This window comes from Telluria sp. LT2P34 (assembly GCF_059685915.1).
In genome coordinates this window covers 677,247-691,821 of sequence record NZ_JCASIN010000001.1, presented here as the reverse complement: position 1 = coordinate 691,821, position 14,575 = coordinate 677,247, and the positions used below count along the sequence as shown (strand labels likewise).

Annotated in this window: 17 protein-coding genes; 13 read left to right on the top strand and 4 right to left on the bottom strand. The window is 65.0% G+C overall.

Features of this window, described 5'->3' with window-relative positions:
• Positions 1–224 precede the first annotated feature (224 nt).
• The gene (locus AC56KZ_RS03065; RefSeq protein ID WP_497160653.1) at positions 225–476 is read left to right on the top strand and encodes a WGxxGxxG family protein; all 252 of its coding nucleotides are present in this window, start codon (positions 225–227) and stop codon (positions 474–476) included.
• A 164-nt stretch (positions 477–640) separates the two neighbouring features.
• On the opposite strand, the gene AC56KZ_RS03060 is transcribed toward AC56KZ_RS03065, so the two are convergent.
• Complete coding sequence (locus tag AC56KZ_RS03060) at positions 641–1,066, bottom strand: thioredoxin family protein (RefSeq protein WP_497160652.1); 426 nt, start codon at positions 1,064–1,066, stop codon at positions 641–643.
• A gap of 60 nt (positions 1,067–1,126) precedes the next feature.
• On the opposite strand from AC56KZ_RS03060, the gene tsaB reads away from it, so the two are divergent.
• From tsaB to AC56KZ_RS03040, 4 genes are read left to right on the top strand one after another with little or no spacing between them, the layout of a single operon-like run.
• Complete coding sequence (tsaB, locus tag AC56KZ_RS03055) at positions 1,127–1,882, top strand: tRNA (adenosine(37)-N6)-threonylcarbamoyltransferase complex dimerization subunit type 1 TsaB (RefSeq protein WP_497160651.1); 756 nt, start codon at positions 1,127–1,129, stop codon at positions 1,880–1,882.
• The gene (rimI, locus tag AC56KZ_RS03050; protein WP_497161205.1) at positions 1,882–2,349 is read left to right on the top strand and encodes a ribosomal protein S18-alanine N-acetyltransferase; all 468 of its coding nucleotides are present in this window, start codon (positions 1,882–1,884) and stop codon (positions 2,347–2,349) included. Before tsaB ends, rimI begins: the two co-directional genes overlap by 1 nt.
• Positions 2,346–3,242, top strand: coding sequence for a uracil-DNA glycosylase (locus AC56KZ_RS03045; protein WP_497160650.1), 897 nt, complete (start codon positions 2,346–2,348; stop codon positions 3,240–3,242). Before rimI ends, AC56KZ_RS03045 begins: the two co-directional genes overlap by 4 nt.
• Positions 3,223–4,206, top strand: a complete 984-nt coding sequence (locus AC56KZ_RS03040) for a DUF1853 family protein (protein WP_497160649.1) — start codon at positions 3,223–3,225, stop codon at positions 4,204–4,206. Before AC56KZ_RS03045 ends, AC56KZ_RS03040 begins: the two co-directional genes overlap by 20 nt.
• Positions 4,207–4,221: 15 nt before the next feature.
• Here AC56KZ_RS03040 and lplT read toward each other — a convergent pair whose 3' ends face one another.
• Entirely contained in the window at positions 4,222–5,484 is a 1,263-nt protein-coding gene (gene lplT / locus AC56KZ_RS03035; RefSeq protein ID WP_497160648.1) for a lysophospholipid transporter LplT, read from the bottom strand.
• Between the two features lie 132 nt (positions 5,485–5,616).
• On the opposite strand from lplT, the gene alr reads away from it, so the two are divergent.
• Both alr and radA read left to right on the top strand, forming a co-directional pair.
• Positions 5,617–6,726 carry an alanine racemase gene (gene alr / locus AC56KZ_RS03030; RefSeq protein WP_497160647.1) on the top strand — a complete coding sequence of 370 codons (1,110 nt, stop codon included), beginning with the start codon at positions 5,617–5,619 and terminating at the stop codon, positions 6,724–6,726.
• A complete protein-coding gene (gene radA / locus AC56KZ_RS03025) occupies positions 6,719–8,098 on the top strand; it encodes a DNA repair protein RadA (RefSeq protein WP_497160646.1) in 1,380 nt (459 codons plus the stop codon). Before alr ends, radA begins: the two co-directional genes overlap by 8 nt.
• Positions 8,099–8,142: 44 nt before the next feature.
• On the opposite strand, the gene AC56KZ_RS03020 is transcribed toward radA, so the two are convergent.
• Both AC56KZ_RS03020 and AC56KZ_RS03015 read right to left on the bottom strand, forming a co-directional pair.
• Positions 8,143–8,565, bottom strand: coding sequence for a hypothetical protein (locus AC56KZ_RS03020; RefSeq protein ID WP_497160645.1), 423 nt, complete (start codon positions 8,563–8,565; stop codon positions 8,143–8,145).
• Positions 8,566–8,848: 283 nt separating this feature from the next.
• Complete coding sequence (locus AC56KZ_RS03015; protein ID WP_497160644.1) at positions 8,849–9,037, bottom strand: hypothetical protein; 189 nt, start codon at positions 9,035–9,037, stop codon at positions 8,849–8,851.
• Between the two features lie 298 nt (positions 9,038–9,335).
• On the opposite strand from AC56KZ_RS03015, the gene pstS reads away from it, so the two are divergent.
• The 6 genes from pstS to AC56KZ_RS02985 all read left to right on the top strand — a co-directional run bounded on the left by pstS (position 9,336) and on the right by AC56KZ_RS02985 (position 14,566).
• On the top strand, positions 9,336–10,373 hold the full coding sequence (gene pstS, locus AC56KZ_RS03010) for a phosphate ABC transporter substrate-binding protein PstS (RefSeq protein WP_497160643.1): 1,038 nt from the start codon (positions 9,336–9,338) through the stop codon (positions 10,371–10,373).
• A gap of 96 nt (positions 10,374–10,469) precedes the next feature.
• A complete protein-coding gene (pstC, locus tag AC56KZ_RS03005) occupies positions 10,470–11,486 on the top strand; it encodes a phosphate ABC transporter permease subunit PstC (RefSeq protein WP_497160642.1) in 1,017 nt (338 codons plus the stop codon).
• Positions 11,483–12,340: a phosphate ABC transporter permease PstA gene (gene pstA, locus AC56KZ_RS03000; protein WP_497160641.1), complete on the top strand. Its 858-nt coding sequence runs from the start codon at positions 11,483–11,485 to the stop codon at positions 12,338–12,340. Before pstC ends, pstA begins: the two co-directional genes overlap by 4 nt.
• A gap of 23 nt (positions 12,341–12,363) precedes the next feature.
• The gene (gene pstB / locus AC56KZ_RS02995) at positions 12,364–13,155 is read left to right on the top strand and encodes a phosphate ABC transporter ATP-binding protein PstB (RefSeq protein WP_497160640.1); all 792 of its coding nucleotides are present in this window, start codon (positions 12,364–12,366) and stop codon (positions 13,153–13,155) included.
• A 28-nt stretch (positions 13,156–13,183) separates the two neighbouring features.
• Complete coding sequence (gene phoU / locus AC56KZ_RS02990) at positions 13,184–13,876, top strand: phosphate signaling complex protein PhoU (protein ID WP_497160639.1); 693 nt, start codon at positions 13,184–13,186, stop codon at positions 13,874–13,876.
• Positions 13,877–13,882: 6 nt separating this feature from the next.
• Positions 13,883–14,566 carry a response regulator gene (locus AC56KZ_RS02985; RefSeq protein WP_497160638.1) on the top strand — a complete coding sequence of 228 codons (684 nt, stop codon included), beginning with the start codon at positions 13,883–13,885 and terminating at the stop codon, positions 14,564–14,566.
• Positions 14,567–14,575: the final 9 nt, after the last annotated feature.

The following is a 14,575-nucleotide window of genomic DNA, read 5'->3' as shown; positions in this document are numbered from 1 at the left end:
TTCTATTCAAATTGCCGAATTTGATTATTACTGATGTGATGCCACATATTCCCTGGATGTCCAAATATTATTAATATTTCCGCAAGGCTAACGAACGCGACCCCATTAGCATATTGTCTATACTAGCCCTGCAAGTGACGCAGTAGATCCTGCGAACATGAGTCGCAAGATATTCTCGCTCGCCGCTTAATAAAATAATTGTTCACATAACCCAGGAGTGGAATATGAAAAAAGTAAATGCTATCGCCGCACGTGCCCTTCTCGCCGTTTCGCTGACCGCAGCTGTCGCACTGCCTGCGTCCGCACAGACCACCACCGATCCTTCGACCGGCGCCACCACCACCACCCAGACCGTGCCAGTCGACGACGACAAGGACATGGGCTGGATCGGCTTGCTGGGTCTGGCCGGCCTGCTCGGCCTGCGCCGCAAGAAAGAAGATCACACCCACCGCACCACCACGACCACCCAGCGTTAATATCGCAGAGGTGCCGCAGAGATAATGCTGTATCCAGCCGCGCTCGCACGCGTCTGGATACAAGCTGCGCAGTTCGAAAGATAATGCCGGGCCGCCTGATAATACAGGCGACCCGGCATTATCTTTACATGGAAACTATTCTATATGGCGGCGGGCGCAGATAATCAGGCAGCGTCACGCAACAGCGTGCGCAGGTTGCAATCGCGCTGCCAGTCGCGCCGTTCCTCATTTGAATCAGCCAGGCGCGCCAGCTCTTCCGGCGCCATGTCGGCCTGGGCCTGCACCAGCCGGTCGGCCACGAGCGCGTCGGGCAGCATGGGGCCAAAAAAAGCCACGGTATCGCCGCGCTGGAGCAGCAGGGTGGGGAAGTTGTCGACATCGAGGTCGCCGACCACGTCGGCCTGGTCTTCGACGTCGATCCAGACAAAAGTCTTGTCCGGATGGCGCGCCGCCAGGCTTTCGAAAGCGGCGCGGTAGGAAGTGCAGGTGCCGCACCAGGCGGCGCACAGGCAGGCGACGATCCAGCGGCCGCTGTCCACGGCGGTGGTGACCTCGTCACGGTTGGTTGGCTCGAGCGTTAGGCTATGCATGGGCGCATTCTACTCTTGGCGCCATGGATAGGAGTAGCCGTGGCGGGTTAAAATACGGGTATGCCTATCATCCTTGCCATCGAAACCTCGTCCGAACTCGCCTCCTGCGCCCTGATGTCGGGCGCCGCCGTCCTCGCGCGCGAAGCGGGCGGCGTACGCACCCATTCCCAGTCCGTGCTGCCGATGGTGCAGGACTTGCTGCGCGAGGCGGGGATCACGCTGGCGCAGGTCGATGCGATTGCCTTCGGCGCCGGCCCCGGTTCGTTTACCGGCGTGCGCACCGCCTGCGGCGTGGTGCAGGGGCTGGCCTTCGGGGCCGGCCTGCCGGTCGTGCCGATCGTCACGCTCGAGGCGATGGCCGAGGCCTGCCACGCGCGTTGCGGCGCACTTGAGGTGCTGGCCGTGCTCGATGCCCGCATGGGCGAGGTGTATTGGGCGCAGTACCGCCGTGCGGGCGGCGCCTGGCAGGTCGTGGTGGCGCCGACCCTGTCCAGCCCGGACGCCGTGCAGCCGATTTTCACGGAGGGTCTGGCCGACGGCCTGGCCGCTTGCGGCAACGGCTTTGCCGCCTATCCCGACGCCTTTGCCGGCAAGGCCTTCGCGCAGGATGCCGACACCACAATCGTGCCGCATGCGAGCGACATGGCGCCGCTGGGCGCGGCGGCGCTGGCAGCCGGGCAGGGCGTGCCGGCGGTTCAGGCCCAGCCGCTTTACCTGCGCAACAAGATTGCCTTCACCAGCGCCGAGCGCCAGGTGATCAACGCTGAAAAGGCGATCGCGAAAGCGGCGGGAACAGAGGCAGGGGCGAGGGCATGATGAACGCGTCCGCCAGCGCCGGCCTGCAGCTGCTGCCGATGCTGCCCGCCGACGTCGACGAGGTGTTCGCCCTCGAATGCAGCGTGTTCCCGCACCCCTGGAGCCGCGCCAACTTTGCCGACTCGCTGGCGGCCGGCTACGACGCCTGGCTGCTGCGCGACCCGCAGGGCAAGCTCGCCGCTTACTTCCTGCTGATGTATGCGCTCGACGAGGCGCACCTGCTCGACGTCGCGGTCGCCGCCGAGCGCCAGGGCACGGGCCTGGGGCGCCACCTGCTCGAGACCCTGTGCGCGCGGGCGCGCGGGATGGGCGCCGGATCGGTGCTGCTCGAAGTACGTCCGACCAACGAACGGGCAGTGGCCGTCTACCAGCGTTTCGGTTTCGACGAGATCGGCCGCCGCAGGGGGTATTATCCGGCCCATGAGGGCAAGCGCGAGGATGCCATCGTGATGAGGCACATATTATGAACAGGAGCGAGCGCGACGAGGTGTTCCTCGCCGAGATGGGCATTGCACCGCTCTGGCGCCTGCGCCGGCCGTCGATCGACGCCGATCCCGAGGCGAGCGTGGAGGGGAGCGTCAAGGCGGTCGGTGCCGGGGATGCTGCGGCTTCGGTTCCGGCTGCGCCGGGACTCATCCCGCCGCCGCCGCGCGATCCGGCCTGGGGCGAGATCCCGCGCACCACGGCGGAAGCGCCCGCCCCCTGGGCGCCGCCCGTCATGGCGCCGGTCGAAGCGCCCGAACCGGCCGACAGCCTGGAGGCGATCGCCGCCATGGACTGGGACGAACTGCACGCGGCGATCGCGCGCTGCGAGCGCTGCGGCTCCTGCGCCGGCCGCAAACCGGTGTATGGCGCCGGCAGCCGCCAGGCGCGCTGGTTCGTGGCCGCCGGCGCGGCGAGCGCCGCCGACGAACAGGCCGGCCAGCCGCTGGCCGGCGACCCCGGCAAGCTGTTCGACAACATGCTGGCTGCCGTTGGCATGGCGCGCGAGCGGGATGTCTGGGTCACGCAGCTGGTCAAGTGCCGCCCGGCCAGCGCCAATGGCGGCGACCGCGCGCCCACCAGCGACGAAGCGGCCGCCTGCCGTCCCTTCCTCGAGCGCGAGCTGGCCCTGACGGGCGCGACAACCGTGCTGACCCTGGGCCAGATCGCCGCCAACGGCCTGCTCGGCAAGCCGCTGTCGGCGCCGCTGGCCGGCAGCCGCGGGGCCGTGCACGCCTATCGCGAGGCTTCATTGGTGGCCACCCTGCATCCGGGCGAACTGCTGCGGCGCGGCCTCGACAAGGCGCTGGCATGGGCTGACCTGTGCCGGGCGCGCGCGCAAGGTGGGCCGGAGCGCGATGCGCGACGGGACCGCTAGCTACCAGCTGGCCTTCCACCGCCGCTGGGGCCACCTGCGGCGCCCGCGGGTGCGCGCACTGGCCTGGCTGCTCGACTCGCCCGATCTGCTGGACGCCGCCGCGCCGCACTGGCATGGCCGCGTCGCCTCGGTCGGGCCGGTCACGCTGGACGTCGCACGCTGGCTGGCCGACCTCGACCGCGATCCGGCCGCGCTCGACGCCGCCCTCGGCCCGCGCGTCTACACGCGCCTCGGCCTGTACGCCGAAAAGCTGATGGCCTTCTATTACCAGCAGCAGGGCCGCCTGGTCGCGCACGGCTTGCAGATCCGCGCCAGCCGCAACGACACCGTCGGCGAATTCGACTTCCTGCTCGATGCCGGCCCGGATTTCGTCGAACACATCGAATTCGCCACCAAGTTCTATCTGCTGCAGGATGGGGCCGCCGGGCAGTCCGACGGCCAGCAGTTCGATACCCTGGTCGGTCCGAACCTGGCCGACAGCCTGGGCGCCAAGATGCGCAAGATCTTCGAGCGCCAGCTGGAACTGGGCGCCCACCCGGCGGCGCAACTGCTTCTGCCACGCCCGGTGGCGGCGGCGCGCGCCCTGGTCAAGGGCTGGCTGTTCTACCCGGCCGGCAGCTGGCCGGCAATGAGCGGGATCACGGCCGGCCACTGCCGCGGCTTCTGGTGCGCGCTGGGCGAACTCGATACGCTCGGGGCGGACGCTTTTTTGATTCTTCCGAAACTCCAGTGGCTGGCGCCGTTCCGGGCCGCCCAGGCCACGCGCCTGATGAATTGCGCGCAGTTGCATGCCGAGCTGGAGGCGCAATTCGAGACGGCGCCGGCGCCGGTGCTGGTGGCCATGGTGCGCGAGACGCCGGGCTTGGTCGAAGAAGTGGAGCGCGGCTTCATCGTGCCGAACGACTGGCGCGAGCGGGCGCAGGCGAAACGCAGCGCCGACATGGGCAGCGCTATCGTCTGGTGATTCGCACGGAAGGTATCAGTGCTTGTGCTCGCCAATCAGCGCCAGCGAATCATGCTCTTTCTGGTTGCGCTGGTGCAGGCGCAGGATGAGGTAAGTGATGCCGGCGATCGTCAGGCCGAACATGACGATGATGATGTTGAGGTCGAGGTTCAGCGTGATCATGATCGCGTACAGCGCCAGCATGGTCAGGATCGACAGGTTTTCGTTGAAGTTCTGCACCGCGATCGAGTGGCCGGCGCTCATGAGCACGTGGCCGCGGTGCTGCAGCAGCGCGTTCATCGGCACCACGAAAAAGCCCGACAGGAAGCCGATCAGGGCCAGCAGCGGGTAGGCGACGATCACGTCGTGCACGAACACCATGCTGGTGACGACCAGGCCCATGAAGATGCCCATCGGAATCACGCTAAGCGACTTGCGCAGCGGGATGATGCGTGCCGCCAGCACGGCGCCAATCGCCACGCCGATGGCGACGACGCCGATCAGGCCGGTCGCCTTGTCGAGCGTCATGCCCAGGGAGCGTTCGGCCCACTTCAGCACGATCAGTTGCAAGGTCGCACCGGCGCCCCAGAACAGGGTGGTGACGGCCAGCGAAATCTGGCCCAGCTTGTCTTTCCACAGTGTGGCCGAGCAATTGGCGAAGTCCGCGACCAGCTTGAACGGGTTGCGCTCCTGGTGTTCGTAGCGGGCGCCGGTATCGGGAATGCGCAGGTTGAACAGGGTCGCCAGCACGTAGATGAATGCCACCACGGCCATTGCCGCTTCGCTGGTGGTGTCGATGCCGGTTTCGAGCAGCGGAACATCGATGCCGAGCAGCAGGGCCGAACCGGGTACGCTGACCAGCGCGCCGCCGAGCACGGTGCCGAAAATGATCGACATCACGGTCAGGCCTTCGATCCAGCCGTTGGCGGGAACGAGTTTTTCCGGCGGCAGCAGTTCGGTCAGGATGCCGTATTTGGCGGGCGAATACACGGCCGCGCCAAAACCCACCACGGCATAGGCCAGCAGCGGGTGCACGGTGAGGAACATCAGGGCGCAACCGAGGATCTTGACCAGGTTGGCGATGAACATGACGCGGCCCTTGGGCAGCGAATCGGCGAAGGCGCCGACGAATGCGGCCAGCAGCACGTAGAACACGACGAATGACAGCTTCAGCAGGGGCGTGAGCGAAGCAGGGGCGTTCATCCTCACCAACACGTCAATGGCTACAAAAAGCAGCGCATTGTCTGCCAGCGACGAGAAAAACTGCGCCGCCATGATGGTGTAGAAACCACGGTTCATTCGAAGAGTCTGGAAACTAGTGTGGGTTGCTTTATACCATGAAAGGAGGGTAGTCCCAAACAAACGGCCGCGCGCGCGGAGGGCCTGTCCGGTAAAATGAAGCCTTTCACCCCAACCGTATTCCACCTGCCCATGCCACGCCCGCTTCGCGCCACCATTCACCTCGATTCGATGCAGCATAACCTCGCACGGGCCCGCAGCTGCGCGCCCGAGGCCCGGGTCTGGGCCGTCGTCAAGGCCAATGCCTATGGCCACGGCCTGGAGCGCGGCATGCGCGGTTTCATGGGAGCCGACGGCCTGGCCCTGATCGAAACGGAGAATGCGCTGCGTCTGCGCGAACTCGGCTGGATGAAACCGGTCCTGCTGCTGGAGGGCATTTTCGACGCCAGCGACGTGCCGCTGCTGGCCGAGCACAACATCAACAGCACCGTGCACTCCATCGAGCAGATCAAGATGCTGGAGTACACCCAGCTCTACCGCCCGATCGACGTCCACCTGAAGATGAACACCGGCATGAACCGGCTCGGCTTCAAGCCGGCCGAGTATGCCGCGGCCTACAAGCGCCTGCGGGCCATCAAGGGCGTGCGCAACATCACCCTGATGACCCACTTCGCCAACGCCGACGAACTCGAGCACCCGCGCCTGGGCGTGGCCGACCAGGTCGAGCGCTTCCGGGAGGGCGCCGAAGGACTCGATGGCGAGCGCAGCCTGTCGAATTCCGGCGGCGTGCTGCACCAGGCCGTCCTCCAGGCCCAGCTCCACAACGACTGGGTGCGCCCCGGCATCATGCTCTACGGCGGCACCCCTGGCGGCGGGCGCACGGCGCACGACTTCGGCCTGCGCCCGACCATGACCCTGTCCTCGGAAATCATCGCCATCCAGGACCTGGTGGCCGGCGACACGGTCGGCTACGGCAGCCGGTTCGAGGCCAGTGGCCGGATGGCGGTGGGCGTGGTCGCCTGCGGTTACGCCGACGGCTACCCGCGCAGCGCGCCGCACGGCACCCCGGTCATCGTCGACGGCGTGCGCACCACGGTGGTCGGGCGCGTGTCGATGGACATGATGACGGTGGACTTGACGCCGATCCGCAATGCGCGTGTCGGCAGCAAGGTCACGCTCTGGGGCGACGGCTTGCCGATCGACGAGGTGGCCAGCGCCTCGGGCACCATCGGCTATGAATTGATGTGCGCACTCGCCAGCCGCGTGCGAACCACGGAAGGACGTCTGGGAACCCATGGCTAAAGCAAAAACAAGTTTCGTCTGCAGCGAGTGCGGCGGCGTATCGACCCGCTGGACCGGCCAGTGCGCCGACTGCAAGGCCTGGAACACGATGGTCGAGACGGTGCCCGAGACGGCCGGCGTGAACCGGATGTCGCAGACGGTGAACTACAAGGCGCTGGCGCAGACGGCGCCGGTGCTGTCGCTGAGCGACATCGAAGCGGTCGACGTGCCGCGTTTCGGCACCGGCATCGAGGAATTCGACCGCGTGCTGGGCGGCGGCCTGGTGGCGGGCGGCGTGGTGCTGATCGGCGGCGACCCGGGTATCGGCAAGTCGACCCTGTTGCTGCAGGCCCTGGCCAACCTGGCCGCCACGCGCAGTACTCTATATGTCAGTGGCGAGGAATCCGGCGCCCAGATCGCGCTGCGCGCGCGCCGCCTCCAGGTGGAAGCCAAGGACCTGAAGCTGCAGGCCGAGATCCAGCTCGAGCGCATCCTCGGCACCCTGGCCGACCTGAAGCCGGAAGTGGCGGTGATCGATTCGATCCAGACCCTGTACTCCGACGCGCTTACCGCCGCACCCGGCTCGGTGTCCCAGGTGCGCGAATGCGCGGCGCAACTGACCCGCGTGGCCAAGCAGACCGGCGTCACCATCATCCTGGTCGGCCACGTCACGAAAGAGGGCGCGCTGGCCGGCCCGCGCGTGCTGGAACACATCGTCGACACGGTGCTGTACTTCGAGGGCGACCCGCAGTCGAGCTTCCGCCTGGTGCGCGCCATTAAAAACCGCTTCGGCGCCGTCAACGAACTGGGTGTGTTCGCGATGACGGAAAAGGGCTTGAAGGGCGTCTCGAACCCGTCGGCGCTGTTCCTGTCGCAGCACGACAACCAGGTACCCGGTTCCTGCGTGATGGTGACGCAGGAAGGCACGCGGCCCTTGCTGGTCGAGATCCAGGCCCTGGTCGATGCCAGCCACCTGCCGAATGCGCGCCGCCTGTCCGTGGGCCTGGAGCAGAACCGGCTGGCGATGCTGCTGGCCGTGCTGCACCGTCATGCGGGGATCGCGGCTTTCGACCAGGACGTTTTCATCAACGCCGTGGGCGGGGTCAAGATCGCCGAGCCGGCCGCCGACCTGGCGGTGCTGCTGGCGATCAATTCGTCGATGAAGAACAAGCCGCTGCCGCGCGGACTGGTGGTGTTCGGGGAAGTCGGCCTGGCCGGCGAAATCCGCCCGGCGCCGCGCGGCCAGGAGCGCCTCAAGGAAGCGGCCAAGCTCGGCTTCTCGATCGCCCTGATCCCGAAAGGCAATGCGCCGAAACAAAAGATCGAAGGCATGACCATCATCACGGTCGAGCGCATCGACCAGGCGTTTACGAAGCTGCGCGAGCTCGATTGAGCGGCAACATGCCCGCCCTCAAGGCGGGCATGTTGCTGCCGGTCTCAACGCTGCGCCAGCGGGGCGGACCCGACCACGATCCAGGCCATGCGCGGTGATGGCCTGTAGCTCATCACCATGTCGTCGCCCGAGCTTCCTTTGGCAAACTCCATGATCACGTTGCCATCCCCGGTAACGAATTTGTAGCGCGATACGGGAATCAGGCGCATCGGTGCCTGCTTGTCGATGGTGGCGTCGATATGGTGGGCGGCCGTATTCACTCTCAGGTACCAGCCGTTCGACATGTCGTAGGCGCCGCCGATCAGCCGGGCCTGTGCGGGCCGGATCCAGACACGCTTGGCGGGCGCGACCACTTCGACGGTGGAGGCCGCAGACAGATCGGCCTGCGGATAGGGGGTGGTCTGGGCGCCGGCGCTTGAAGCGACCAGAAGCAGGGATGTGGGGAGGAGCAGGGAAAAGGCACGCATGATGATTCCTTGAGTAAGCGAAGTGGCCTACGGGGCAGGCGTCGCGCAGTGTTGGCGTGGTGTCAGGGCCGTCGGGGTTCCGCACCGCAGGCAATGCGCAGTGCATGGAGTCCAGTCTAGCGCCCGGTCCGCCAACTACAAGGCGAAGATCGCGCCCGTACGAAACCGTCTCGATTCGAGAAAAGCTAGCTCTAATAGAAATAAGCGGCGCGCAAAAAACGAAGCGGCGAGTGCCTTGTGGGCCTCGCCGCTTTTCACATGGGCCCGGGAAGCGGGCTAGTCGCTATTCGTGATAGCGGTCGTGCAGGGGCTCTGAACTGCCGCCGACTTCCTGGAAGATTTCATAGGCAATCAGGCCAACCATGCCGCTCAGGATGGCAAATACAAACACATTCCACATAATATTAAAACGCTCTTCAGCATTCCCTCCATCTAGTAGACATGCTTTCAGCATAGCAGCGGCGCATGCCATTACAAGCGTATTTACAAGCAAATTGACACGTTGTTGAAAGCGGTTTCCAGGGACGGGTGCTCATGCGCAGTGAAGTGCCGAGCGGCAACTAAACATGTTGTCAGCAATCGTGTGCCGGACTTCAACGCATCACGGCACTATGGCGCCACTGCTCGATACGGGGTGTCATCGATTCGATGACATGCGCATTTGCGATGTCATCAACTTGTCATATTCGGCCGCTAGACTGCGCCTCATTCACCGGGAAGCCCGGAACGCCGCGAGCTTACCCGCTGCGACCACCTTGAAAGGATCCAAAATGCGTTTAAAGCACTTGTTCGTTTCGATAGCCGTTGCATCTGCCGCCTTTGCCGCCAACGTCCAGGCCGTGAACCTCACCGGCGCCGGCGCCACCTTCCCGTATCCGATCTACGCCAAGTGGGCGGAAATGTACAAGGCCGCCAGCGGCCATGGCATGAATTACCAGTCGGTGGGCTCGGGCGCCGGCATCAAGCAGATCAAGGCCAAGACCGTCGATTTCGGCGCCTCCGACATGCCGCTGCCTGCCAATGAGCTGGCCCAGGCCGGGCTGTTCCAGTTCCCGGCCATCATGGGCGGCGTGGTGCCGGTGGTGAACCTGGCGGGCATCGCCCCGGGCCAGATCAAGCTGACCGGCGCCGTGCTGGCCGATATCTTCATGGGCAAGATCACCAAGTGGAATGCGCAGCCGATCGCCGCGCTGAACCCGGGCGTGAAACTCCCGGCCGACAACATCACCATCGTGCGCCGCGCCGACAGCTCGGGCACCAGCTTCCTGTTCACCGACTACCTGTCGAAGGCCAGCCCGGACTGGAAGCTGAAGATCGGCGCCGGCACCTCGGTCAAGTGGGCCGTCGGCATCGGCGGCAAGGGCAACGAAGGCGTGGCGGCGAACGTGCAGCGCATCAAGGGTTCGATCGGCTATGTCGAGTGGGCGTATGCCAAGAAGAACCGCATGGCGCACACCCAGCTGCAGAACCGCGAAGGCGTCTTCCTGCAGCCTGACGATTCCGCCTTCAAGGCCGCCGCCGCCAGCGCCGACTGGGCCAAGGCCCCGGGCTTCGCCGTGGTGCTGACCGACCAGCCGGGCAAGGCCAGCTGGCCGATCACGGGCGCGTCCTACATCATCGTGCACAAGGGCCAGGCCGACGCCGCCAAGGGCAAGGAAGTGCTGAAGTTCTTCGACTGGGCCTACAGGAACGGCGACGCCGCCGCGGCCGAGCTGGACTACGTGCCGATGCCCGACCCGGTCGTGAAGCTGGTGCAGGACGCCTGGCGCGCAAACCTGAAGGACGGCGCCGGCAAAGCCCTCTGGTAAGCAGGAAATCAGCACCGACAGCAAGCGGGCAGCCCCGAGACTCCGGTCCGGGGCTGCCTTGAACTACCCATGCTGCATAAACTATAAGAACACCCCATGAGCGCACATCCTTCCGTCGTCATCAAGGAGCCGTCCGGCGCGGCCCTGCCTGACGACAGCCAAGCCGCCCTGCGCAAGACGATGCGCAACCAGCGCATCCAGGACTTCCTCTTCCACAAGATTACGATGCTGTTCGCGATCACCGTGCTGCTGGCGCTGGTCGGCATCATCGTGTCGCTCGCCATCGGCGCCGCGCCCGCCTTTGCGGAATTCGGCCCGGGCTTCCTCACCAGCTCCGAATGGGACCCGGTCGAAGACCGCTACGGCGCCCTGATCGCCATCTGGGGCACGGTCGCCACCTCGGTCATCGCGCTGCTGGTCGCTTTCCCGATCAGCTTCGGCATCGCCCTGTTCCTCACCGAAATCTGCCCGGCCTGGCTGCGCCGCCCGATGGGCACCGCGGTCGAGCTGCTGGCCGGCGTGCCGTCGATCATCTACGGCATGTGGGGCCTGTTCGTGTTCGCGCCGCTGTTCGCCGACCACGTCCAGCCTTTCCTGCAAAGCACGCTCGGCGAAGTGCCGGTCATCGGCCAGCTGTTCCAGGGCCCGATGATGGGCATGGGCATCCTGACCGCCGGCCTGATCCTGGCGGTGATGATCATTCCCTTCATTTCCTCGGTGATGCGCGACGTGTTCGAGATCGTGCCGGCCGTGCTCAAGGAATCGGCGTATGGCCTCGGCTGCACCAAGTGGGAAGTCGTGCGCAAGGTCGTGCTGCCCTACACCCGCAACGGCGTGGTCGGCGGCGTGATGCTGGGCCTGGGCCGGGCCCTGGGCGAAACGATGGCCGTCACCTTCGTCATCGGTAATGCGCACCAGTTGTCCTCCTCGCTATTCATGCCGGGCAATTCGATTTCCTCGACTTTGGCCAACGAATTCGCGGAAGCGACCCCGGGCCTGCATTCGTCCTCATTGTTCGCCCTCGGCCTGATCCTGTTCGCGATCACGCTGGTGGTGCTGGCCGGCGCCAAGTTGATGTTGATGGGCATGTCCCGCGCGGAAGGTACGAAATGAAAGACGTCGTGAGAAACCCCGTCTACCGCAGGCGCCTGCTGGCGCACCGCATCGGCATCGCGCTGTCCGTCGTCGCGATGGCGATCGGCCTGGCGATGCTGGCATGGATCCTGTCCACCTTGCTCATCAATGGTTTCGGCGCCTTATCCGGCACGATGTTCACGCTCGACACCCCGGCCCCGGGCAGTCCCGGCGGCCTGCGCAATGCGATCGTCGGCAGCGTCCTGATCGTCGGCCTGTCGACCCTGATCAGTACCCCGATCGGCATCCTGGCCGGCATCTACCTGGCCGAGTATGGCCAGGTGAACAAGTTTGCCCAGGTGACGCGTTTTGTCACCGACATCATGCTGTCGGCCCCGTCGATCGTCATCGGCCTGTTCGTGTATGCCCTGTATGTCGCCAACGTCGGCAACTTCGCCGGCTGGGCCGGGACGATCGCGCTGTCGCTGATCGCGGTGCCGGTGGTGGTGCGCTCGACCGACAACATGCTGGGACTGGTTCCGACCAGCCTGCTCGAAGCCGCGTTCGCGCTCGGTGCTCCGCGCTGGAAAGTCGCGCTGATGGTGCGCCTGCGCGCCGTGAAAGCCGGCGTGGTCACCGGCGTGCTGCTGGCGCTGGCCCGTATTTCCGGCGAAACCGCGCCGCTGCTGTTCACCGCCCTGAACAACCAGTTCTACAGCCACGACATGAGCGAGCCGATCGCCAACCTGCCGGTCGTGATCTACCTATATGCGATGAGCCCGTATGACGACTGGCGCTCGCTGGCCTGGGGCGGTGCGCTGCTGGTGACCTTCACCGTGCTGTTCCTGAACATCCTGTCGCGCACCGTCTTCAGCCAGAAGGCCCCCCGTTAATTACTATGATGACCATGACCCCAATGACGCCAACCCCGGGCCCGACGGCCAGCGCGCAGAAAAACAAGACCATCGAGATTTCGGGCCTTGATTTTTACTACGGCAAGACGCAGAGCCTGAAGAACGTCTCGCTCGACATCCACGAAAAGCAGGTGACGGCCTTTATCGGTCCTTCGGGCTGCGGCAAGTCGACGCTGCTGCGCACCCTGAACCGCATGTACGACCTGTATCCGGGGCAGCGCGCGGAAGGCTCGATCATCTACCGCGGCCGCAACATCCTGGAGCCGGGCGTGGACGTGAACATGCTACGCGCGAAAATCGGCATGGTGTTCCAGAAGCCGACGCCCTTCCCGATGTCGATCTACGACAACATCGCTTTTGGCGTGCGCCTCTACGAAAACCTGTCGAAGGGCGAGATGGACGAGCGCGTCGAATGGGCCCTGAAAAAGGCGGCGCTGTGGGAAGAAGCGAAGGACAAGCTCAACAAGAGCGGCCTGTCGCTGTCGGGCGGCCAGCAGCAGCGCCTGTGCATCGCGCGCGGCGTGGCGGTCAAGCCGGACGTGCTGCTGCTCGACGAGCCGACCTCGGCGCTGGACCCGATCTCGACGGCCAAGATCGAAGAGCTGATCAGCGAACTGAAGCAGGATTACACGATCACCATCGTGACCCACAACATGCAGCAAGCAGCCCGCTGCTCGGATTACACTGCCTACATGTACCTTGGCGAGCTGGTGGAATTCGGCGAGACCGATTCGCTGTTCATGAATCCGGCGAAAAAAGAAACGCAAGATTACATCACCGGCCGTTTCGGTTGATCGATAAAAAAAATTAGGGAGAGCGGTAATGATTGGCGAACACTCAAGCAAACAGTACGACCAGGAACTCGAAGCGATCCGTTCGAAGGTGCTGCTGATGGGCGGCATGGTGGAAACCCAGTTCGAAGAGGCGCTGAACTGTTTTCGCGTGGACGATTCCGTCAAGGCCGACAAGGTCATGGCCGACGACCATGCGGTCAACCAGCTCGAAGTGCAGCTCGACGACGCCTGCAGCCACCTGATCGTCAAGCGCCAGCCGACCGCGAACGACCTGCGCACCGTGATGGCCACGATCAAGGTCATCACCGACCTCGAGCGCATCGGCGACGAGGCCAGCAAGATCGCGCGCACCGCCAAGAGCCTGCATGAGCGCGGCGCCACCAGCTTCGCCCACTATGACATGATCCGCTCGATCGGCAAGGGCACCACCGACCTGCTGCACGACTCGCTCGACGCCTTTGCCCGCCTCGACGGCAAGCAGGCGCTGTCGATCATCGCCGGCGACGAAGTCATCGACCACGAGTTCCGCACCATCCTGCGCAACCTGATCACCTTCATGATGGAAGACCCGCGCACGATTTCGTCGGCGCTCGACACGCTGTGGGTGGCCAAAGCCATCGAGCGCATCGGCGACCATGCGAAGAACATCGCCGAATATGTGATCTACGTGGTCGAAGGGCGGGACATCCGCCACAGCAAACCCGCGGTGCAGGAAGGCTGATTCCCCATGCACACGACGCGCGTACTGGTGGTCGAGGACGAGCCGGCGATCGTCGAACTGGTGACCTATTCGTTGCGCGACGCCGGCTGGGGCGTGACCTCGGTCGGCACCACCGCCGCCGCCTGGGACAGCATCCGCCACGGCAAGCCGGACCTGCTGCTGCTCGACTGGATGCTGCCCGACCAGAGCGGCCTGCGCCTGCTGTCGCGCCTGCGCGCCGACCGCGATTTCCAGGACATCCCGGTCATCATGCTGACCGCCAAGAGCATGGAAGAGGACAAGCTGGCGGGCTTGAATACCGGCGCCGACGACTACGTCACCAAGCCGTTTTCGCCGCGCGAACTGCTGGCCAGATCCCGCGCGCTGCTGCGCCGTAAAAGCCCGCACCTGGCCGAAAGCGTGCTGCGCGCCGGCGCCGTGGCGCTCGACCCGGCCAGCTGCACGGTGACCATCGACGACAAGGCGGTCGATATCGGCAATGCCGAATACAAGCTGCTGAAATTCCTGCTGGCGCACCGCGAACGCGTGTTTTCGCGCGCCCAGCTGCTCGACAAGGTATGGGGCGACCACGCCGTCATCGAAGAGCGTACCGTGGACGTGCATGTGCTGCGCCTGCGCAAAGCGTTGAAAGGCGCCGAGGGACTCATCCGCACCGTGCGCAGCGTCGGCTACATGCTGTCCGAAAAATAACTCAGTGAT